This window comes from Brevibacillus daliensis, assembly GCF_021245735.1.
Taxonomy (GTDB): domain Bacteria; phylum Bacillota; class Bacilli; order Brevibacillales; family Brevibacillaceae; genus Brevibacillus_B; species Brevibacillus_B daliensis.
In genome coordinates this window covers 388,134-408,681 of sequence record NZ_JAJISB010000003.1, presented here as the reverse complement: position 1 = coordinate 408,681, position 20,548 = coordinate 388,134, and the positions used below count along the sequence as shown (strand labels likewise).

General features: G+C 40.3%; 23 protein-coding genes. 1 reads left to right on the top strand and 22 read right to left on the bottom strand.

Annotated elements, in window-relative coordinates:
• Positions 1-10: 10 nt before the first annotated feature.
• The 13 genes from dinG to LM917_RS04990 form a co-directional block, all read right to left on the bottom strand.
• On the bottom strand, positions 11-2,908 hold the full coding sequence (gene dinG / locus LM917_RS05050; protein WP_232696385.1) for an ATP-dependent DNA helicase DinG: 2,898 nt from the start codon (positions 2,906-2,908) through the stop codon (positions 11-13).
• Between the two features lie 46 nt (positions 2,909-2,954).
• Positions 2,955-4,412, bottom strand: coding sequence for a tetratricopeptide repeat protein (locus LM917_RS05045; protein ID WP_232696384.1), 1,458 nt, complete (start codon positions 4,410-4,412; stop codon positions 2,955-2,957).
• A 101-nt stretch (positions 4,413-4,513) separates the two neighbouring features.
• Complete coding sequence (gene panD / locus LM917_RS05040; protein ID WP_232696383.1) at positions 4,514-4,897, bottom strand: aspartate 1-decarboxylase; 384 nt, start codon at positions 4,895-4,897, stop codon at positions 4,514-4,516.
• A 74-nt stretch (positions 4,898-4,971) separates the two neighbouring features.
• The gene (gene panC / locus LM917_RS05035; RefSeq protein ID WP_232696382.1) at positions 4,972-5,823 is read right to left on the bottom strand and encodes a pantoate--beta-alanine ligase; all 852 of its coding nucleotides are present in this window, start codon (positions 5,821-5,823) and stop codon (positions 4,972-4,974) included.
• On the bottom strand, positions 5,817-6,677 hold the full coding sequence (gene panB, locus LM917_RS05030) for a 3-methyl-2-oxobutanoate hydroxymethyltransferase (protein WP_232696381.1): 861 nt from the start codon (positions 6,675-6,677) through the stop codon (positions 5,817-5,819). The genes panC and panB overlap by 7 nt, the downstream gene beginning before the upstream one ends.
• Positions 6,678-6,729: 52 nt before the next feature.
• Positions 6,730-6,870, bottom strand: a complete 141-nt coding sequence (locus LM917_RS05025; RefSeq protein ID WP_232696380.1) for a hypothetical protein — start codon at positions 6,868-6,870, stop codon at positions 6,730-6,732.
• A 61-nt stretch (positions 6,871-6,931) separates the two neighbouring features.
• Positions 6,932-7,909, bottom strand: a complete 978-nt coding sequence (locus LM917_RS05020; protein ID WP_232696379.1) for a biotin--[acetyl-CoA-carboxylase] ligase — start codon at positions 7,907-7,909, stop codon at positions 6,932-6,934.
• Positions 7,910-7,972: 63 nt separating this feature from the next.
• Entirely contained in the window at positions 7,973-9,199 is a 1,227-nt protein-coding gene (locus LM917_RS05015; RefSeq protein WP_232696378.1) for a CCA tRNA nucleotidyltransferase, read from the bottom strand.
• 53 nt (positions 9,200-9,252) lie between these two features.
• Positions 9,253-10,371, bottom strand: coding sequence for an N-acetyl-alpha-D-glucosaminyl L-malate synthase BshA (gene bshA, locus LM917_RS05010; protein WP_232696377.1), 1,119 nt, complete (start codon positions 10,369-10,371; stop codon positions 9,253-9,255).
• Between the two features lie 64 nt (positions 10,372-10,435).
• Positions 10,436-11,158, bottom strand: a complete 723-nt coding sequence (gene bshB1, locus LM917_RS05005; protein ID WP_232696376.1) for a bacillithiol biosynthesis deacetylase BshB1 — start codon at positions 11,156-11,158, stop codon at positions 10,436-10,438.
• Between the two features lie 13 nt (positions 11,159-11,171).
• Positions 11,172-11,567 (bottom strand): methylglyoxal synthase, encoded by a 396-nt coding sequence (mgsA, locus tag LM917_RS05000; protein WP_232696375.1) that lies wholly within the window; start codon positions 11,565-11,567, stop codon positions 11,172-11,174.
• Positions 11,568-11,639: 72 nt separating this feature from the next.
• Positions 11,640-12,449 carry a 4-hydroxy-tetrahydrodipicolinate reductase gene (gene dapB / locus LM917_RS04995; RefSeq protein ID WP_232696374.1) on the bottom strand — a complete coding sequence of 270 codons (810 nt, stop codon included), beginning with the start codon at positions 12,447-12,449 and terminating at the stop codon, positions 11,640-11,642.
• A gap of 6 nt (positions 12,450-12,455) precedes the next feature.
• Positions 12,456-12,788: a nucleotide pyrophosphohydrolase gene (locus LM917_RS04990; RefSeq protein ID WP_232696373.1), complete on the bottom strand. Its 333-nt coding sequence runs from the start codon at positions 12,786-12,788 to the stop codon at positions 12,456-12,458.
• Between the two features lie 176 nt (positions 12,789-12,964).
• On the opposite strand from LM917_RS04990, the gene LM917_RS04985 reads away from it, so the two are divergent.
• Positions 12,965-13,828 (top strand): YitT family protein, encoded by an 864-nt coding sequence (locus LM917_RS04985; protein WP_232696372.1) that lies wholly within the window; start codon positions 12,965-12,967, stop codon positions 13,826-13,828.
• A 63-nt stretch (positions 13,829-13,891) separates the two neighbouring features.
• Here LM917_RS04985 and LM917_RS04980 read toward each other — a convergent pair whose 3' ends face one another.
• From LM917_RS04980 to LM917_RS04940, 9 genes are all read right to left on the bottom strand, one after another.
• Entirely contained in the window at positions 13,892-15,262 is a 1,371-nt protein-coding gene (locus tag LM917_RS04980; protein WP_232696371.1) for a DUF4179 domain-containing protein, read from the bottom strand.
• Positions 15,241-15,786, bottom strand: a complete 546-nt coding sequence (locus LM917_RS04975) for a sigma-70 family RNA polymerase sigma factor (protein ID WP_232696370.1) — start codon at positions 15,784-15,786, stop codon at positions 15,241-15,243. Before LM917_RS04975 ends, LM917_RS04980 begins: the two co-directional genes overlap by 22 nt.
• A gap of 127 nt (positions 15,787-15,913) precedes the next feature.
• On the bottom strand, positions 15,914-16,729 hold the full coding sequence (locus tag LM917_RS04970; protein WP_232696369.1) for a sporulation protein YpjB: 816 nt from the start codon (positions 16,727-16,729) through the stop codon (positions 15,914-15,916).
• 47 nt (positions 16,730-16,776) lie between these two features.
• Positions 16,777-17,385, bottom strand: coding sequence for a DUF1405 domain-containing protein (locus LM917_RS04965; RefSeq protein ID WP_232696368.1), 609 nt, complete (start codon positions 17,383-17,385; stop codon positions 16,777-16,779).
• Between the two features lie 147 nt (positions 17,386-17,532).
• The gene (locus tag LM917_RS04960; RefSeq protein WP_232696367.1) at positions 17,533-18,306 is read right to left on the bottom strand and encodes a menaquinol-cytochrome c reductase cytochrome b/c subunit; all 774 of its coding nucleotides are present in this window, start codon (positions 18,304-18,306) and stop codon (positions 17,533-17,535) included.
• Positions 18,307-18,336: 30 nt separating this feature from the next.
• The gene (gene qcrB / locus LM917_RS04955) at positions 18,337-19,008 is read right to left on the bottom strand and encodes a menaquinol-cytochrome c reductase cytochrome b subunit (RefSeq protein ID WP_232696366.1); all 672 of its coding nucleotides are present in this window, start codon (positions 19,006-19,008) and stop codon (positions 18,337-18,339) included.
• Between the two features lies 1 nt (position 19,009).
• Complete coding sequence (locus LM917_RS04950) at positions 19,010-19,525, bottom strand: QcrA and Rieske domain-containing protein (RefSeq protein ID WP_232696365.1); 516 nt, start codon at positions 19,523-19,525, stop codon at positions 19,010-19,012.
• Positions 19,526-19,821: 296 nt separating this feature from the next.
• Positions 19,822-20,265 (bottom strand): DUF2487 family protein, encoded by a 444-nt coding sequence (locus LM917_RS04945; protein WP_232696364.1) that lies wholly within the window; start codon positions 20,263-20,265, stop codon positions 19,822-19,824.
• Positions 20,266-20,335: 70 nt separating this feature from the next.
• Complete coding sequence (locus LM917_RS04940; protein WP_232696363.1) at positions 20,336-20,542, bottom strand: IDEAL domain-containing protein; 207 nt, start codon at positions 20,540-20,542, stop codon at positions 20,336-20,338.
• Between the last annotated feature and the right edge of the window lie 6 nt (positions 20,543-20,548).

Below are 20,548 nucleotides of genomic sequence, written 5' to 3'. Positions count from 1 at the left end.
GTGAGAAAATCTAGTTTTCTTCCAAAAAAAGGCTGATTTTTTTGTTTAGATCAGTCCAGGGACCCGTTTCTACCTGGTAATCAGGTAAGGACTTAATAAAAGTACGTCCATACCGGGACTCTACTATTCTACTGTCAAAAATCACGACGACACCTTTATCATCCTGTTGGCGAATCAGTCTTCCCACTCCTTGTTTAAACCGGATAACTGCATGCGGTAATGCCAGTCCCATGAATGGATTTTTCTTTTCTTCCTTCATTTTATCAGATCTACCTTGTAAAAGTGGCTGATTTGGTGGTTGGAATGGAAGTCTGACAATGATTAAACAGCTTAATGCTTTGCCGGGAATATCTACCCCTTCCCAGAAGCTGTTCGTTCCCAGCAAAACGGTTTTTTCGCCAGTTTGAAAACGTCGTACTAGCTTACTCCTATTATTGCTGTCAATACCATGTCCAAGAATGGTAAACTCGTCCTTCTGCATACAACTCTTCATTCCATCATATACGGCACGTAGCATGGTATAGGAGGTGAACAGAATCATGGTACGTCCTTGGGTAGCTCTGACAGCATCAATACAACCTTGAATCACTGACTGGGTAAAAATATGCTCGGTTTCTTTGCTGACGGTAGGAAAATCAGATGGAATTAAGATTAATCCCTGCTTATCATAAGCAAACGGGGAAGGAAGGGATAAGGTAGTAATCCTTTCTTCTGGAATATCAGCTAACCCCACTCTTTCTTTGAAGTAATCAAAATTATTTTTAATCGTTAAGGTAGCAGATGTCAATACCACACTTCGTTTATCAGCAAATAATTTTTCATGCAAAGTCTCTGCAACAGAAAGTGGAGACTTGAAGAAGAACAATTGTTTTCTTGTTGTCTTCGTTTCGAGTTCCAACCAGCTAACATAGCTATCATCTTCATCAAGCAATACAAAATATAGATCTGCAGATGATTGATTTAACTCGTCCAATAGCCCAAATAAATCTGAATGCAGCCGTTCCAATGAAAACGGCACCTCTTGTTCTTGTAAGGGAGCCATCAATTGTAGGAGGTCTTGCATAGTCTTTCCGAAAGTAGATATGGATTCAATTACCTTATCAATAGATTGCTGAAGTTTTTTATTCTTCCCTACAAAATTACCTTGTTTGTAACGAAGAACGGCACGCTGAGACTCTCCGATTTCCTCACTTCTTTTCAAACCCCAATGATAAAAAAGTTGCAACCAATTATTACTTGCCTCTTTCATACCTTGATGTGCTTCTCTTAATTGCTCTCGTTTTTCTTCCAATTCATCTCTAAGCTGTGGTTTCCAGATCAACAGCTCCTCTAAAAATGCAGAGAGTGAATTACGCTCCCGATCAACCGTCAATCGTTCCATTAAAAAGAATAGATCAACGCTTGAGACTTGTGTTCCAAGGTGCTGACTTGCTACATCATCCAGTTGATGTGCCTCATCGATAATCGCTACTTCATAAGGCGGGACTACTCCTGCTTTTCTATCTAAATCGTTTACTAATAAAGCATGATTTACAATTAACAAATCAGCTTCACGAGCTCGTTGTTTAGCCTGAAAATAGAAACAACGACTAAACCACGGACATTGGCGGTTTAAACATGAGTGACTATCACTTTTCACTTGATGCCAAAATTGCTGTCCACCTGGTGATAAGCTTAATTCTTCTACATCACCTGTTTCTGTCTGAGTCAGCCAGACGAGGAGCTGAGCTTTTGCCATCTGTATTTCATGAGACATGCCCTCTTGCATTTCCAAGCTTTGTTCGAATTTTCGAAGGCATAAATAGTTGCCTCTTCCTTTTAACTGGGCAACTTTAAAATCGAACGGTAATGTTTTTTGCAATAACGGAATGTCTTTATGAAATAATTGCTCCTGCAAATGAATGGTATGTGTACTTACCACAACTTGCTGGTTATGCATTCGTGACCAAAATACTGCTGGTAATAAATATCCTAGAGATTTTCCAGTCCCAGTGCCTGCTTCGACCAGAAGATGCTTTTCTTCGCTAAATGCCTCATGTACCGCATGCATCATAGCTTCCTGTGCTTCACGTCGTTGATACGAAGTGTGGTGCTTAGCGAGGCCATCTCCATCAACTGACAAGATTTGCTCTAAAAATGGCTCATACTCATATGATATCGCTTCTTTTTCTCGTTTTTTCCCCTTAGATAACCTACGTTTTCGTATGGCTATCTGTCGATAAAAATCAAATTTCTCATCTTCTGATTCAACGCTTCCTGCTGGCTTTAAACTCCCGTCTTCCTGTGACGGAAAACTAGAAAGTAACTTCTCTGCTTCTAACTCATTCAATAAACGACCTAGATCGGAGCGAAAAGATGTGATCGTCATTTGTAATCCCTGAATCGTGATTAATGGCAAGTCATCCAATATTCGTAAAAGATGTAACAGCAACTCTGCTGTTGCCATTGCATCACTGTCCGCTTGATGTGGGTTATCGTGTGTGATTTGTAAATCTGAAGATAACTCCATGAGTCGATACCCTTCTTGTGTCGGTAACAGCATTTTTGCTAGTTCGACGGTATCTAGTACCGGTCCATCAAATGGATAATAGCCCTGACCAAGCAGGGCTTCTTGCAAAAAGGATAAATCAAACATTGCATTATGTGCTACAAAAGTTCGACCGTCCAGTAGAGGTAACAGATTAGGTAACACTTCCTCTATTGTTGGTGCATCTGCAACCATCTCATTCGTTATTCCTGTAAGTTGAGTAATAAAAGATGGTATTTCTTTTTCTGGTTTCACAAATGTAGAGTAACTTTGGGTTATCGTACCATCTTCCACCACTACAGCCCCAATTTGGGTAATGGAATCACCTTGTCGGGGCTGGTTCCCAGTGGTTTCAAAGTCTACGACGATAAACTGCTTCAAAATCGTCACCTCATTGACACGCGCACTCTTGCTGGATTTTTACTTGTTACCTATTCGGCAACGGGAGAAAAAATCCTGCATTTTGCTTCTTTACTTGCTCATGGTTATCTGATTTCCGTAACATTGCTGACATCTGATTAAGTCCAGAAGACAAGCCATCTACGGTAGAATGGTCGCTATATTTCGCTTCCATTCGCTTTCCACTTCCTAAATGATAATTGGAAAGCTCCAGGTTTCCTTCACGTAAATGGACCCAGCTTAACTGGTAATGTCCCATCATTTGCATATACTCATTTTGGAGTTCTGTAAACGAAAAAGCAAGTCGTTTTGCTTCCTGATAGTCACCTTCACTCACAAATGAAAAAACCATACCCATCAACGCCAGTGGATAATTCCCTTCCCTATCCATTTCCATAATCTTTTGGAATACCTTTCTCGCGTTAAGATGCTCTCCTACATCAAGCTGCATCCAGGCATAGGTTAATTGACAGATGATGTCTGTAGGGCTAAGTGTAATTGCCTTTTTTATGATGGGAATTGCCGCTGTTGCCCCATGGAGCAACCAAGTATTACGCGCAAGAGCATGCCAAAAGGCTATATCCATCGGTCTTTTATCAACTAAAAACCTGTAACAACTGATTGCATGTCGATAATGACCTGTCTCCTCGGATAAAATTGCCAGTTCTCTTAGTGTGTCTGGTTCAAGATCACTACTCGGCTCCGACATAGAAAGCAATTTACTAGCCTCTTCAATTGGCTGTAGTTGATAAAAATGACGGATTGCTCGTAAATATAACACCTGTGTCTGCCAATCCTTTTCTTTATCGTCCAACAGCTTCTCACACCAATAAATACATTCCTCATATTCCCCTTCTTCGAGTAAAGCAATGGCAAGGTTATACATCGCTTCTCTGTATCCTGGGCGTACTTCAATCGCTTTTTCGTAGACAGGAATTGCTTCAATCCATTTCTGTTCTTCTCCTAGCATACATCCAAGAGCATTACAGCTTATTGAGACGATTTGAGGTGAGATTGCCGTTTTGCTAACCAAACGAAACTCCTTCATCGCTAATTCTTTCTGGTTGCAAAAATATAAGCTGTAGGCATAATACAATCTTCCAAATTCCCAATTAGGCATCTCTTCAACTAATGGGGCTAATTCCTTTTGTGCAAGATCATACAAACGTAATTGATAATATCCTTCTGCTCTTTTAAAACGTTCCTGCTGATGTGCAATACCGGATGTACCGATTGAATCATCATTCATCTCAAGTACTTTTTCGTATTTTTTCGGAAAAGCCTTTTCATGTTGAACGTACCTGCATACTTCATTTAGCTTCTCTTCATACTTGAGCCATAGATCAATCATCTGATCACTGTATGACCGAAGCTGTAGAATTTCTCTGTACAATTCTTCCTTCTTTTCCTTAGTTGCCTTTGGCCATTCCTGTTCTAATCGTTCTAATCTCTTCTGAAGCTCCATAAACCACTGATCTATAAACATAAGAAGCCACCCCTTGTAGGAAGTGAGTACACTCATTGTCTCACAAGGGAAGTGGCTCTATTCAACAGATCAGTAATAACAACGCCTTCCGTACCAAGCATTTACAGAATTGTAGCATGTTCCTCTTCCGTTAGTAACTGCGCAATCCGGTTATCTTTATCCATGATAGCCACTTTTGGTTTATGATCTCTCGCATCCGCATCAGTCATCATCGCATAGGCAATAATTATAACAATATCACCTGGCTGAACCAGACGAGCCGCTGCACCATTCAGACAAATAGTTCCGCTTCCAGGTTCACCTTCAATAATGTATGTTTCCAATCTCGCTCCATTGTTATTATTTACAATATGAACCTTCTCATTAGGAAGAAGCTCAAGCGCATCCAGGATCTCTTTATCAATTGTGATACTACCAACGTAATTCAGGTTAGCCTCCGTTACTGTGGCACGGTGAATTTTGGCTGTCATCATCGTACGAAACATGTGCAATACACCTCTGTTTATCATCTGAATTATTTAAACCATTTTCAAAACGAAAATGTACTTGCCCCCGGATTCTACAACTGGAACCAACTATTATCGATTAAGCGTGTCTGCCCGAACTTAACTGCCAGTGCGATTACATATTTCTCGTTCGATACCAATTGATCTACATCAGCCATCTCCGGGTATTTTTTCATTTCTGCATAATCAATGACTGCAAGGGGTGCCTCTTCGATGATTGAACGTACCTTTTTTATCATGCAACTGGCATCACGTTCACCTGCATCAATCATCTGTTTTGCTACAAATAAGCTTTGGGATAAAACCAAGGCCTGCGAGCGTTCTTCATCTGAAAGGTATACATTGCGTGAACTCATTGCAAGACCATCTGCTTCACGATAAATGGGGCAGGATACGATCGTTACGGGCATGAGCATATCTTCAACCATTTGCTCGATAACTGCTACTTGTTGCGCATCCTTTTGTCCAAAGAAAGCCTTGTCTGGCTGAACAATATTAAATAATTTGGTTACAACCGTAGACACACCGTCAAAGTGACCTGGACGTGATAACCCACACAATACTTCCGTAATCTGTTCTACTACCACTTTGGTTCGCATTGGTTTCGGGTACATTTCTTGTACAGATGGTGTAAACAAATAGGTGACACCTGCACTTCTAGCCAGTTCTTTATCTCTTTCAATATCGCGTGGATATTTATCTAAATCTTCAGTAGGTCCAAATTGTAATGGATTTACAAAAATACTCATTACAATTACGTCGGTTTCTTCCTTTGCTTTATTCACCAAGCTGATATGACCGTCATGGAGATAGCCCATTGTCGGTACGAAACCAATTGTTTTTCCTGCCTCTTTCTCTTTTTGAAGATGGTGACGCAACTCTTTAATAGTTGGAATAGTTAGCATTTTTGGCCCTCTTTTCCATACAGCTGCGTAACTGTTTCTTCAGAAGCATGAAAGGTATGTTCAGGTCGAGGGAAATGTTGAGCCTTTACTTCATTTACATAATTTTCAATGGCTGTTTGAATTGTTTCTCCAATATTTGCATAGCTTTTTGCAAATTTAGGTTGAATATTGGAGGCATAGGAGAGTACGTCATGAAAAACTAACACCTGACCATCACAATCTGCGCCTGCACCAATTCCAATAACCGGTATTTCCAACGCTTCTGTTACCTTGGCAGTCACTTCTCGTGGAACACATTCCAGAACGATTGCAAATGCACCAGCCTCTTCTAATGCTTTGGCATCTGTAATCAGTTGTTTTGCCGATTCAATATCCTTACCCTGTACCTTATAACCGCCTAATTGATGAACAGATTGAGGGGTCAACCCAAGATGTCCCATGACTGGAATTCCTGCCAGTGTACATCTTTTTACAATAGGGACAATCTCTTGACCACCTTCCATTTTAACTGCCTTTGCATTCCCTTCCTGAATGAGTCTACCAGCGTGCATGATTGCTTGATCCACCGACCCATGACAAGTAAGAAAAGGCATATCAGCAACAACAAACGCTCTTGTTACTGCTCTTGTTACCGCTTTCGTATGGTGAACCATGTCATCCATGGTTACGGATACTGTTGAATCATAACCTAAGACCACCATACCAAGAGAATCGCCCACCAAAATCATATCCACTCCTGCTTGTTCCGCTAGCTTTGCAGATGGATAGTCATAGGCAGTAAGCATTGCAATTTGTTCCTTTTTGGTCTTCATTTGTCTCAAAGTAGATGTTGTTACAGGCTTACAGGTTTGCATGTTCGAATCCCCCATGTCCCCTACCTGTTACCAAAACAGTACTGGTCCGTTATTATGTACGCAAAAAAACCTTCGCACCGCGTGCGAAGGCATTAGTAACCAGCATTAATAAAATACGTACCGGATTCGTTCCTTCTGTCTCGGTCCTCACAGGCTTGGAGCAGATTTTTTTGATACTATTAACTTGTTTCATTCCTCTTTTGAAGTGCCAGTCCTAATGGATATGGCCTTCAGCTGAAGTATAACAGATGATTCTAACTCTCGCTATACTCAATATCAGCAGAATATACTCTGTGAACTCCACCTTCATCATCTCGGACAAGTAGAACACCTTCATCATTCAATCCTGTCGCTTCACCCTCTACCACTTTTTGCAGGGTACGAACAGTAACTCGACGATTTAATGACATAGATAACGCTTCCCATTCTTCTTTAATGCTTCCAAATCCATTCTGAATATATTCCAGATACATTTGCTCAAAGTGAAGGCAAAAAGATTGGATAAAAGTTGCACGTCTGATTGGCTCACCTTTTGCAATGCGAAGTGAAGTTGCTATATCTTTGAATTCCTCAGGAATGTCATCCGCTTGTGTATTGACATTAATTCCAATTCCTATCACGAGGTAATTGATTCCGTCAGCCTCTGCGTTTAATTCGGTCAAAATACCACAAACTTTTTTTCCGCTTACAAACACATCATTTGGCCATTTGATTTTAACATCAATATCATATTCCTGGATGGTTTTAGCCATAGCTACTGCCGTTACCAGTGTCATCTGCGGAGATCTGCCTATTTGTATAACGGGTCGAAGAATCATACTCATCCAAATCCCTGTATTTGCCGGCGAATGCCATACACGGCCAAATCGTCCTTTTGATCCCGTCTGCTCATTCGCTATAATAATCGTGCCCTCTGGTGCGCCTTGAGCTGCTACATCGTGGGCAATCGTTTGGGTAGTTGGTACAGAATCGTAGGATACGATATTTTGACCAATCACTTCCGTCTTCATTAATGATAAAATTTCTTCTGCTGATACGTAATCGGGCGACGAAATCAATCGATAACCCGATTTTCGAACCGCTTCGAATTCATACCCATCCTGTCTTAACTCCTCTATATGTTTCCAGACCGCAGCACGCGTACAATTGCAGTTCTGGCTAAGAAACTCCCCTGAGATAAAATCATCTGGATGCGAACGAAATGCTCTCAGTATTTCTTGCTTGATATTCATCAGCTTCCTCCCCTAGTACGTAATAACCCTCTTTTGGGTTTCTAGCTGTAATGATTGTTTTTTTTATTTCGATTGATCGATACGCTCCAAGTAACGTTCAGCTTCTACTAACAGGATATTCCGTTCATTTTTCAAATCATAGAGCACGGCTTGCTGGAACAAGTGTTGCAAGGTTTCGTGTACCCAGCTACCGGGTCTTTCGGTTCGTAATGAAACGATATCAGCTCCAGTGATCATTAAATCTTTGATATTTTGGACTGACATTTCATTATAAATAACAGTAACACTCTTATCAGGAATCTCCTGTTGCTTTGTAAACCAAATTGCGTGGATCAGCTGTTCTAAATCCTGACAAAGGTCATATCCAACATTCATTAACAACTGTTTCCATGGAAGCTGTTTAGGTTGATCCCATTTTACTTGATACTGATCTACTAATTTACCTAATGTCGTTATACTCTCTTTTTCCTTACGGGACATCTTGAGAAACTGACAGCATTCCTCAATTTCGGAGGCCGTAAAAGTAGCACCGTACATCAAGAACATCCATTTTTGCTCTAGATTTTGCAGGCTTTGAAGTCTCCACAGAAAGTTCCATGAATGTCCAAAAATCCGATCCAATAACGGGAAAGCCTGAAAGAGATTAGTAACTTCACTAGCTTCAAATGCTTTTTCAGGATGTTTACTACCAATGATCTTGTTACACTCTTCACGTATCCGTTCCATAGCAATATAAGCCAGCAGGCCCGATTTCTCCTGCATAGCTTTTTGTGTCTCTTCTTCTATTCGAAAGCCAAGCTGCGCGGCAAACCTTACCCCTCGAACCAATCGCAAGGCATCTTCTTCAAACCTTCTAGAAGCATTACCAACTGCACGTATTAAACGATCGTTTAAGTCATTAGCTCCAAAAAATGGGTCGATTACCTCTTTTGACTGAGTCATCGCCATGGCATTAATCGTAAAATCACGTCGTGCCAAATCCTCCACGATACTTTTCACATAATAGACCTCTGTTGGTCTTCGATGGTCATCATACATACCATCTGTTCGGAATGTAGTGACTTCGAAAAATCCACCATTCATTTTTACCGTAATCGTACCATGCTTCAATCCGGTTGGTATGTGGTCAGGAAAAATACGCATGATATCCTCAGGAAGTGCATTTGTACAAATATCAATATCGTGGACAGGTCGATGTAATAACCAGTCGCGAACACAGCCCCCGACAAAATAAGCTTCGTATCCGTTTTTTTCCAAGGATTTAATTAATAATTTCGCTGTTTCTCTCACTTCTTTGCCCCCTGGCTAGCTTGGCTAGGCATGTTTTACCTCTAATCTCTTTCTTATTCCTTACACAATTTATAATACAATGCCTCATATTGCAGAGTAATTTGTTCATGGCTAAACTTCTCTTGAGAACGGCGTAACGCCTCATCGCTAAATGTTTGATACATCTCTTCATCTGACAATAATTGAATAGCGAAATGAGCCATTTTATCAGTTTCTCCAATTTCACACAGGAATCCCGACTTCCCATGTACCACGACCTCCGGTAATCCTCCTGCGTTTGATGCAATTACAGGTACACCACATGCCATTGCTTCTAAAGCAACAAGTCCAAAGCTTTCCTTTTCCGAAGGGAGTATCATTAGATCTGCTAAGGAAAGAACCTCCGCAACATCATCTTGTTTACCCAAAAAGATAACATCTTCACACAAATCGTTTTCTTTAATTAATTGTCGAATGCTGGATTGCTCAGGACCCTCGCCGATTAATATTAATTTAGAAGGCACCTTCTTATGTAACTCTCTGAAAATCATCACAACATCCTGGACACGTTTAACTGGACGAAAATTTGAAATGTGCATAATGATTTTTTCGCCTTGTGGAGCAAATTTTGCACGCCATTCATGAACATCCTTTTTAGAATAACGCCTTTTATCCACAAAGTTATATACCAGTTCGATTGGTTTATCTACTTGCAGCACTTCTTTCGTTTCCCTGATCAGGTCTTTGGAAACCGCTGTTACGATATCACTCTTTTCTATTCCAAATCGAATCATATCACGTAGACCAGGATCATATCCAAGAACAGTTATATCTGTACCATGCAGAGTAGTCATGATCTTCAGATGATCTCCTACCATCTGCTTTGCCAAATAAGCACACAGTGCATGAGGGACGGCGTAATGAACATGTAAAAGGTCCAGTTTTTCTGTTTCTGCAACTTGAGCCATCCGATTTGCTAAGGTTAAATCATAGGGCGGATGCTTAAACACATCGTACTGATTAACCTCCACCTCGTGGAAGAAAATATTAGGATGAAATTGACCCAACCGAAAAGGCATCCCCGCAGTAATAAAATGTACGTTATGTCCCCGCTCTGCCAATAATTTTCCTAATTCGGTGGCAACAACACCGGACCCACCCAGTGATGGATAGCATGTTATACCGATGTTCATTTTATTTCCCCCACTCTTATGTATAAACTTCGGGTAGACTTACCCTCCACTGTTAATCATGCTGTCAAAAAGATGAGAGAACAAGAGGAGAAGATGTTTTATATCCTTCTGCAAATTCTACATTCGTTTGTTGACCAAACAAGCGCTCTCTATATTCAACCGATTCCAGGTAACCATTGGTCAACGGAGTACTGACACTGCCTTCAAGCTTTTCAAATTGGCTGGAATAAGCACGAAGTACTTCTATTTTCTCTTGAAAAACGTCTGAAATGTTGATCACAAAATCAGGTTTTGCCGTACTGTTGATAAAATAATAATAAAAATGAGAAGGACGGTATGCCTCAAGATGTTGTTCACTTGCATATTTTCTGATCCCAGCTGAAAAAACAGCCTCTTTTACAATATGACTGATACTACCATGATCAGGATGGCGATCCTCCCAATAGGGAGCCAGTACTATTTGTGGCCTGGTCAACCGAATCATTTCCACAACTTTGGCGATGGCAGCCTCGCGATGTGTTTCCAATCCTCTATCTGGGATATTATGCTGATACCTGGCATATAACCCAAGTCGTTGTGCTGCTACTGCAGCCTCCTGTTGTCTTGTTTCTACTGTACCATTTGAGGAGAGTTCTGCTAGAGTTAAATCTAGGATGCCTGTCCGCTTTCCTTGTTTGGCGGCTAGCAGTAATGCTCCAGATGCACCTATTTCAACATCATCTGGATGAGCACCGATCGCAAGAATATCTATCTGATGCTCATTCCTATACTCAATTCTGTCTTCCATCATAAAACGCTCCTTATTTTATAGCCTCCCGCCAAGCTATGTTACCTTGTTCGAGGGCTTTCAGCAAGATTTCAGCAGTAGCCAAATTGGTAGCAACAGGAATTCGATGTACATCACATAGACGCAGAAGAGCTTGAATATCTGGCTCATGCGGCTGAGCGCATAATGGATCTCGAAGAAAAATTACGACATCCATGTTGTTCTGGGCGATCATTGCACCAATCTGTTGATCTCCTCCAAGTGGTCCTGACAAAAAGCGTTGTACTTGTAATGATGTGTTTTCCATGATCCGAAGACCAGTGGTTCCTGTCGAATACAAATTATGGTTCTCTAGTATAAGTTGGTATGCCAATGCTAGATTAACCATTTCTTCCTTCTTCTCGTCATGCGCAATCAGTGCAATATTCATGCTTTGATCGCTCCTCTCAAACAGTATGTCTCAGATCATCCTTTGCTCTTAGCAAACACCAAAGTTACGTACTTAGTCAATAATATGCTCTAATCCATATACCAACGTATCCAAATTTACAACAGCCTTAATCGCCATTTGCACTCCAGGCATAAAAGATTCACGGTTAATTGAGTCATGACGAATCGATAAAGTTTGCCCTGTCGCACCAAATAATACTTCCTGATGTGCGACCATCCCTGGTAAGCGTACACTATGAATACGGAACCCATGATAATCGGCCCCTCTTGCCCCTTCGAAAATTTCCTCTTCATCTGGATGTCCTTGCTTTAGTTCTTTTCTTGTTTCGGCAATCATTTCAGCCGTTTTAATGGCCGTTCCACTCGGCGCATCCAGCTTGCGATCATGATGAAGCTCAATGATTTCAACATGTGGCATGTATTTAGCTGCCATACTGGCAAATTTCATACATAAAATCGCCCCAATAGCGAAGTTAGGAGCAATAATAACCCCTATTTTAGATTGAGTGCTTAGCTCTGTAAGCTCAGCTAGTTGTTCTGGCGACAATCCAGTTGTTCCTACCACTGGTCGAACACCATGTGCAAGTGATGTGCGGATGTTATCATATACATGATGAGGCGTTGTAAAATCAACTAATACATCCGGCTTATAGGTACGAAGTGCTTCCTCAAGAGAATTCATCATTGGTACACCAAGAGGTTTCCCTCCGATAACTTCTCCAACGTCCTGTCCTGCAATTTTGGGGTCAATACCTACTACGAATGTTAGTGTTGGATCATCCTGAAGCATTTTTACAACCTCTTGCCCCATTCTTCCTTTTGCTCCAGCTACTGCTACCGTGATATTTCTATTTATTTCCATATGTATCTACTCCTCAATTCTAGTCCATCTATCTTTATCTCTTGTCTGGAACTTGTGCATAATTCGATCAAAAGCTTCTTCAAGATTAATGTTTAATGAGTTGGCAAAACAGAGAACAATAAAAAAAACGTCACCTAACTCCTCTTCTACTGTTTTCTCTTTTTCTTCGGTTTTTTTGGGTTTTTCTCCATAGTAATGGTTTATTTCCCTCGCTAACTCTCCAACTTCCTCGGTCATTCTAGCCATCATGGATAAAGGTGAAAAATAGCCTTCTTTAAATTGTGAGATATACTGATCAACTTCTTGCTGGATCTCTTGCAACGATTTATCTTTTCCCATTTCACCCTCCTGCTTACGAGTTGCAATATAGTTCCCATTACAATTCCGAAACAAAACAGTTCATTGATACACATTAGCAAAAAAACCGTTACAATAAAGTGTATCACAAATAAACATCATGAAAAACCTTCCTGTGAGCAAGTCTGAATCTCTCTAATAAGGAGTGAATTTTCAACATGAACATTCACGTAAAAAGCATTTTGGCAATTATCGTAGGTTCTATGATTATGGGGTTCGGAATTAATGCATTTAATATTCCGAACGGACTTGCAGAAGGCGGAATCACGGGGATTAGTATCCTGATTAAACTGATGTTTCCTTTCGTCGACCAAGGGATAGTATATTTCCTGCTTAATTTACCTTTATTTTTTATTGGTTATCGCTTACTAGGTCGAACCAGCTTTATTTACACCTTAATTGGGACGATCGCCTTGTCCATCTCCCTCTCAGTCTTTGGAATGATTCTGGATTACCAAATATTAGGAGATACTCTTTTAGCCGCCTTGTTTGCTGGTGTATTTATTGGTTGTGGACTCGGTATTATATTTCGTTATGGAGGAACAACAGGTGGTATCGATATCATTGCACGCCTGTTAAATCAAAAGTTTAATATCAGCATGGGACGTACGCTATTTATGGGGGATATCCTTGTAATCGCCTTATCTCTCATCTATCTTTCCGTACCAAATGCGATGTATACACTTGTCTGCGTCTATATAGCAGCGAGAGTGATTGACTTTTTCCAGGATGGAGCTTATGCAGGCAAGGCATTAACCATCATCTCAGATCAACCTGAAAAAATCGCACAGGAAATCATGACATTAGGTCGTGGGGTAACCATCTTGAAAGGAAAAGGTGCATTTTCTGGTACTGATAAAGAGATCGTATATTGTGTTGTCAGCCGTAACGAGGTTTCTCGTGTGAAACAGTTGATGTCGAGCATTGATCCTCATGCATTCGTGATAGTAAGTGAAGTCCATGAAGTTCTTGGTGAAGGCTTTACCTTAGATGAAAACAAAAAACCGCTTCGACAGACATAAGAAAATCATCCGCATGTTAACAAAAGGACCACTTCTTTTGGATAGTGGCCCTTTTGTTATTTATTATGGGTGAAGAGGTATGGAGATCGTTTTGTTTTTATCTTCTTTCTTTTCTATCTTAGACAGATCAACTTTGGTGTTTACACTCAAATCAAAGCTTGATTTTTGCTTAGGATCAATGGCAGGGAATTCCGCTGTAAATTGCATTGAATTTTTATTTGATGGTACTATTTTCCCTTTTAGTTGGGAGCCCTCTTCATGTCTTAACTCATTAGAGTAAATATTATGATCCAGATAATTCGTTATTTGTTTCAATTCATAATGAACCAATGTTTTTTCAGCTAAATATTCCACTTTATTAATGACAGCACTCCCATCTGCCAATGGCTTTTCTATTGGATATTTATTTTCCAACTCAAGATCTACTGAATCTCTAGCAAAGTCAAAAAAATAAGGTTTTAATAACAATGCCCTTTCTTCTTTATGCCTTGTGTCCCACCAAACCTCAATTTTGGAACTAGTTTCATCGTGACGTCTTTCTGTTTTAACTTGAAAGGCTTCTGTTGAATTTTCACTAGATGCATTAAATTGTAAAAGTTCCCTTTTCTCCTTAGGTCCCTCTACCGTTAGGAACACTGAGGTTGTAGATGCATTTTTTAGTACTTTGTCGACTTGAATGGATAGATCATTCCAAGCTGCTTTTACATTAGGTTCAAAGGTTTGTAAATACTCTTGTGCTTCTTTTGGCATCGTAAATGGTAACTCCCATTTCCATTTCCCTGTTCCCTTGATGTTACCAATTTCTGTTGCTTCTAATTTTATCTTAAACGAATCTGGCAATGGTTCCTTTACAAGCGGTCCCTCCCTACGGTGCTTTTCTACCGCTGCATACAAGTTATCATTTACCTTCTTCATATCTACTCTTACAGATCTAAAAACAGACGTATCATCGTTAATAGTGATGTTCGTATTGGGATTCCACTTTTTAGAAACGATCTCTGAGCCTTTCCAATTTTCAGGTAATCGTATTACATAACCAATGAACATTTCCTCACCATCATAATAGATGTCGGTTACCGTTACCGTCACACCTTGATCCGTCCTACTTTCCGCATACGGTACCGTCATTCCCTGTTCAACGTACTTGTCTATCTTGTCATCATCATATAATTCAAACGCAAAAACACTCTCCACAGAGCTCCCATTCAGACCGCCCGTACTATCACTGTTATATGTAACACCTGTTGTTAAAGCAACTGCAACAGCTATTCCCGATACCGTTTTTGCTATCATTGCCATTTGCCTTCGCCCCTTCTTTTGTTGGACTGCTCTTTGATAGATGCTGACTTTTAGTCCCTGAGTAAAGTCCAATTCTCGTAAAATCTTTCCTTGTTTTTCATACCGATATTCTTTTAATTCCTTCTCAAGGTCCATACGACTTCCTCCCTGTCCAGCAGAGCTCTCAGTTTATTTCTAGCACGGTACAATTTGTTGTGGATGGCACCCTGTGACGTTTCTAGAATTCCGGCTATCTCTTCAACCGATAACTCTTGATAATAATGAAGGATAATGACCTGACGATAGTTGAGCGGTAATTTCATTATTATTCTAGTCATTTCTTCTTTGTCCATCTCATTGATCACTTGTGGTTCGACGCTATCCTGTCTGTGCTGGTCAGATAACTCAATAATTTTTATCGATGCGAATATTTTTCGATAGTTCCAGGAACGCTGGTATTTTTTCACTTCATTAATTGCGATCCGATACAACCAGGTTTTGTGAGTGCTCTCATTTCTAAAACTATCTAAACTGCGATACGCTTTTAAAAATACCTCTTGTGTAAGATCCTCAGCCACCTCCTTGTTTTTTACTAGAAAAAAGATGAGGTGTAACATTCTTCGGCCATACTCATCCATTAACCATTCCAACTTGGCTTCGTTTGTTTTGTGTAACTCCATTTTGTACTCCTCTGACCGCTCTATACTATTGATCCAGCAAACCGTATTTTCTCACACTTTTTAAAAAAAAATAAAAATCAGCAGAAAATTTCTACTGATTCTGATTCCACGCTTATACTTCTCTACTTTAAATTCGTTGCTGTGCTGCCGAATACTTGATCCAGGCTACATAAGCAAGTGATAGTAAGATCAACGCTCCCAGCCAAACCATTATGAAATAGATAGAATCTTCCCCATTTTGGGAGGAACCTATTGCCGTTTGTTCTTCACCAATAAAAGCATCCTGCATCGCATTATGCAGCTCTCGAATGGAGGCCCGCAATACTTGCCAGTCCCATTTGGAGTCACGTATTTGCCTCGTAATCCCCTCGTATTGATTGGTGATAATCTGCATGGTATTTTCTTTTACCTGAATCGTCATTGCAGGACGTAAGGCAAGATATAATTGATAATTCTCCTCAAATTGAGTAAGAACCGCCTCTTTATTTCTTTCAACAGCTGATAGCAACAAATGCTGCATTTGCTGTGAATATGATTCATAATAAGTTTGCCATAATGGATTTTTTGGCTGATGAAGGGCATCAACAACCAAGCGCACTTGTGTCGCATGCCATATTAGCTGGTTTTGTGTAACTGTTGGATTGGAGTATGCTTTTTTGGCTGATAATATGGTTTGTGTAACTGCATTAAGACTCTCAATTTTTATGCTGATAGGTAAGGTTTTATTTGGAAAGAGCATAGCCAGCTGACTAACGTCCTGTTTAGCTGTCTCCAAATCTCCTTTTTCTGTAGCTCGTAAGACACTGCTAGCCAGTTTGTCCAATTGTGCCAGTTCCTTCTCTTCAGGTGGCCGATTTTGCTCTATAACATAATAACTAATAGGTAGCACAACCAATATCGCTACAAATAACCATAGTGTAATTTTTCGCCAATACCAGGACACAAAAAAACCTCCTTCCTATAGTCATTACTATGGGAAGGAGGACAAGTTTAGACCAATTTCTTGGTCTTCATATTCAAGTACCAGATTACAGTTAACGAGAGTAAACTTAAGAGGACTGTACCTAGTCCAATAATTCCTGTATACGGAACCAATACATCAGGAAAATAAGGATGGATTTCCATTACATAATCGAGAAAGTCGTTATTTAATACCCACAATGCTGCAATCCCCATCGCTAACCAACTCAGTTGATAATACCGTGCATACAGCATCGACTCAATCGCCATACCTAAATGAGATGCTATTAGCATGAATTGCATCCAATGTACATCATCCCCAGCAACCCAGCCAGCTAGTATGATTAGAACTGCCCAAATCCCATATTTAAAATTAGTAACAGAGGCTACTGCTTCTAATATAGGAACACTTCTTCCTATAATGTACATGAGCAAGACGAGTGTAAACAGTCCACTTCCAGTTGGGCTATCAGCAACAAAGAAAAGTAAATAGGTAGGATAGTTCTCAGCCGTAGCCAGCAATTGCCCTTTATACCAATAGAAACCGTAAATGGTTCCTACAAAATTAATGATAAATAATGTCCAGAGAAACCACGATTTCTGCAAGGAACCCAGAAACCAGTGCCACAACAATGTCATTTCCAGCGTCACCCCTATTAGCCCAAAAAAAGATACTTCTCTAGTGTACATGCAACATTTGACAGTTGCAACTGAAGTTATGTGAACAGTTAGACATATTTGAAGCACAAAAAGCTGACCGAATGAACAGCCAGCTTTTGTGTTCTTTTATTTCAAGCTTGCTAAATAGTCAACCAACTTCTTTAAATCTTCATCAGATCCTTTGAACATTCCAGGTGGCATTCCACCTTTCCCTTCAGTAATGATCTTTTGAATATCTTCCGGTTTTTGATTAGTGCCAACTTTTTGAAGATTCGGAGCAGCAGGTCCACCCTCCATGTTACCACCATGGCAACTAATACAAGAAGTCTGGGCAGCCCACATTCCATCTGCTTTAAAATTAGGATCAGCTGGAGCAGGAGCTGCCGCTGCCGGTCCCTTAGCAGCTAATTGAGCAGTGTGATGATGATCCGCTTCCCATGTCAGGAAGAAAATACAGAACAATGCAATAAACATGAGTCCTGTTGCTATCGGGCGACGGAAAGCTCTGCGTTCTTTGCCAGCATCCAGCCAAGGTGCAAGAATCATTGCTGTGAACGCAACACCAGGAACACCAAGAATTCCTAAGAGTACATATTTACCAGCAACCCACGGATATTTCAATAGCTGATACAAGAACAAGAAATACCAGTCAGGATACGGAGTAAACGATGAATCGTTCGGATTAGCTCGTGCTGTTAATGGCGGATCATGAGATACCGTTAATACCAGAAAACCCACCAGACAGACTGCTGCTACCATCCATTCTTTTAACAGAAAGTCAGGCCAGAAAGCTTCATTCTTGCCTGGATATTCTGAATACGATGGAGACACGTTTGGGATTCGCTTCGCTGAAATCCGCGAGTCTCCAACGAAGGTAGCATCTTTATCAATTTTAGCCATGCTAATTCCTCCTTATATGTTGAAGACTTCTTATAGTGGTCCAGAAACCCCTTGAACACGAATCATGATGAAGTGAGCTGCAAGCAATCCCAATAGAGCAGCTGGCAAGAAGAATACGTGAATGGCAAAGAAACGAGCAAGTGTGAGAGCACCGAAGATATCTCCACCAGTTAACAGATATTTCAGATAAGGTCCAATAATCGGAACAGACTCAGCGATTTGTACCCCTACTACTGTAGCGAAATATGCTGTTTGGTCCCAAGGCAACAGATAACCTGTAAAACCAAGACCAAGCATTACAAAGAAAATAAGCATCCCTACTACCCAGTTCAATTCACGAGGCTTCTTGTAAGAACCAGTGAAGAAAACACGTAAAGTATGTAAGAACATCATGACAATAACAAGACTGGCTCCCCAGTGATGCATACCACGGACAATTACCCCAAACGCAACTTCAGTTTGCAGGTATTTAACCGATTCATATGCATTCATAATGTCAGGTACATAATACATCGATAAGAACATCCCTGACAGGATTTGAATAACTGTGATAAAGAACGTAAGACCACCGAAACAGTACACGAAAGCGGAGAAATGGTGAGCAGGGTTTACGTGCTCAGGAACTTCATGATCCGCAAGATCGCGCCACATCGGAGTGATATTAAGGCGTTCATCTACCCAGTCGTACATTTTTTGCATCATGTTAGCCTTTCACCCCTCCGCGTGGATTTTTTTCTTTTTCTCCGAGGAATACTTTACCTTCTTTAACCGTTACCTTGTACATATCCAGCGACGCAGTTGGCGGAGTATTCAGAATAACTTCACCATTAATAGCGTAACGCCCTTCATGACAAGGACAAAAGTACTCATTAGGTTTCCCTGAAGGATCGTTAAAGTTTACAGTACATCCCAAATGCTTGCATATGGGAGACAGGGCCAGAATGCTACCGTCTTCCAATTTGCGTACCCATGCTACGTTTGTTGATTCAGCCTTATGCCAACCATCAACGACATTAATCTTAAAGTCGACTTTTTTAGGCTCAGGACCAAAATCATCTACGCTTCCAACCGCAACTTCACTACCAGAAGCCTTTGGTTTCAGTATCGGATCAATTGCCATACGGACCATTGGTGTGATCATCCCAGCCGCTAAAAATCCGCCAGTTCCCATCAGTGCATAGTTTAGAAACGTGCGTCTGGAAATCTCCTTTTTGCTCATATTTCCCCTCCTTACCCTGTTAGATTCTGTTATTCATGTAAGAGATCGTATAAAAGAAACACTAGGTCAAAACCAATGATAGCTAAGCCAATAGTCAATGTCAATAATATGACTCTTTGGAGCTAGGAGTTAAAACCCAAAATAATGATAATGTTGGGAATTTGTCAAAAATTAGACTTAATTCCAACAGTTTGGTTATCTTGAATAATGGAACTATTTTGATTACGCTCTATTTCCCTTCCAATCAGAGCTCTCTTTTTCCTTAATTAGAGAGATTTGATAATACTTTGTAACTATTATTTAACTATTTGTATACCTTTTTGCCAAATCGATAAAATTTCCTTGTAAAAAACTTCCACTGTAATCTCAAAACGAACGAGCGATTCTAGATCTTCATCGCCTACTGTTAGAATCTCTACCGCTCCATCTGATTGAGAATTAGATATGCTAAACACCTGTCCAGAGAAGCGTAAAATCACATTATAAGCGAAGTGACCAGGCAACGTTATCTGACGTTCATCGTTGCCCTCTTCTTCAATTTGATATTGAAGAGGAAATAATAATACCCTACCTTTTAATTTTTCCTCTACTGCTAAAGCCAGTCCACTTATATAATTCATTCGAACTGCGTTCTCAGCAAGGGATTTTCTTTTATTATAGATATAATGTGGTAACAACGCTGTATCGTAATAGGGCCGAACCGCTTCAAATCCCTGCAGTTCTTCTGCATTCCATTGCATGTCTTCCGTCACTCCCGTTATAAAGATACGTAAGAGAAGAAAATGCCCGCATTTCTGCGAGCCATTTCTCTTATCCTGTTTCAGTTATCTCATAACTTAACAATTCTTTCAATTCATTTGTAAGGACCATAAATTTTTCTTTATCACTATCCTTCAACGCTTTATCGATTTCATCATAGAGAGTCCGCTTACGAAATTGCCGTACCTGTTGATCTATCATGATCTCTGATAACAAACCTGACATAAATCCATTTCCTAAATACTTGGATTGTTCCATAATTGT

Bases quoted from the DNA above. Each gene is read 5' to 3' on its own strand.
- panD (WP_232696383.1), bottom strand. From the start codon at position 4,897: ATGTTTCGTACGATGATGACAGCCAAAATTCACCGTGCCACAGTAACG.
- LM917_RS04945 (WP_232696364.1), bottom strand. From the start codon at position 20,265: ATGCAATGGAATGCAGAAGAACTGCAGGGATTTGAAGCGGTTCGGCCC.
- qcrB (WP_232696366.1), bottom strand. From the start codon at position 19,008: ATGATGCAAAAAATGTACGACTGGGTAGATGAACGCCTTAATATCACT.
- panC (WP_232696382.1), bottom strand. From the start codon at position 5,823: ATGCTAACTATTCCAACTATTAAAGAGTTGCGTCACCATCTTCAAAAA.
- LM917_RS05020 (WP_232696379.1), bottom strand. From the start codon at position 7,909: ATGAATATCAAGCAAGAAATACTGAGAGCATTTCGTTCGCATCCAGAT.
- LM917_RS04975 (WP_232696370.1), bottom strand. From the start codon at position 15,786: ATGGAGTTACACAAAACAAACGAAGCCAAGTTGGAATGGTTAATGGAT.
- LM917_RS05025 (WP_232696380.1), bottom strand. From the start codon at position 6,870: ATGAAACAAGTTAATAGTATCAAAAAAATCTGCTCCAAGCCTGTGAGG.
- LM917_RS04990 (WP_232696373.1), bottom strand. From the start codon at position 12,788: ATGGGAAAAGATAAATCGTTGCAAGAGATCCAGCAAGAAGTTGATCAG.
- LM917_RS04950 (WP_232696365.1), bottom strand. From the start codon at position 19,525: ATGAGCAAAAAGGAGATTTCCAGACGCACGTTTCTAAACTATGCACTG.
- mgsA (WP_232696375.1), bottom strand. From the start codon at position 11,567: ATGAATATTGCACTGATTGCGCATGACGAGAAGAAGGAAGAAATGGTT.
- LM917_RS04980 (WP_232696371.1), bottom strand. From the start codon at position 15,262: ATGGACCTTGAGAAGGAATTAAAAGAATATCGGTATGAAAAACAAGGA.
- LM917_RS04965 (WP_232696368.1), bottom strand. From the start codon at position 17,385: ATGACATTGTTGTGGCACTGGTTTCTGGGTTCCTTGCAGAAATCGTGG.
- LM917_RS04960 (WP_232696367.1), bottom strand. From the start codon at position 18,306: ATGGCTAAAATTGATAAAGATGCTACCTTCGTTGGAGACTCGCGGATT.
- panB (WP_232696381.1), bottom strand. From the start codon at position 6,677: ATGCAAACCTGTAAGCCTGTAACAACATCTACTTTGAGACAAATGAAG.
- dapB (WP_232696374.1), bottom strand. From the start codon at position 12,449: ATGGAAATAAATAGAAATATCACGGTAGCAGTAGCTGGAGCAAAAGGA.
- bshB1 (WP_232696376.1), bottom strand. From the start codon at position 11,158: ATGGAAGACAGAATTGAGTATAGGAATGAGCATCAGATAGATATTCTT.
- LM917_RS05045 (WP_232696384.1), bottom strand. From the start codon at position 4,412: ATGTTTATAGATCAGTGGTTTATGGAGCTTCAGAAGAGATTAGAACGA.
- LM917_RS04985 (WP_232696372.1), top strand. From the start codon at position 12,965: ATGAACATTCACGTAAAAAGCATTTTGGCAATTATCGTAGGTTCTATG.
- LM917_RS04940 (WP_232696363.1), bottom strand. From the start codon at position 20,542: ATGGAACAATCCAAGTATTTAGGAAATGGATTTATGTCAGGTTTGTTA.
- bshA (WP_232696377.1), bottom strand. From the start codon at position 10,371: ATGAACATCGGTATAACATGCTATCCATCACTGGGTGGGTCCGGTGTT.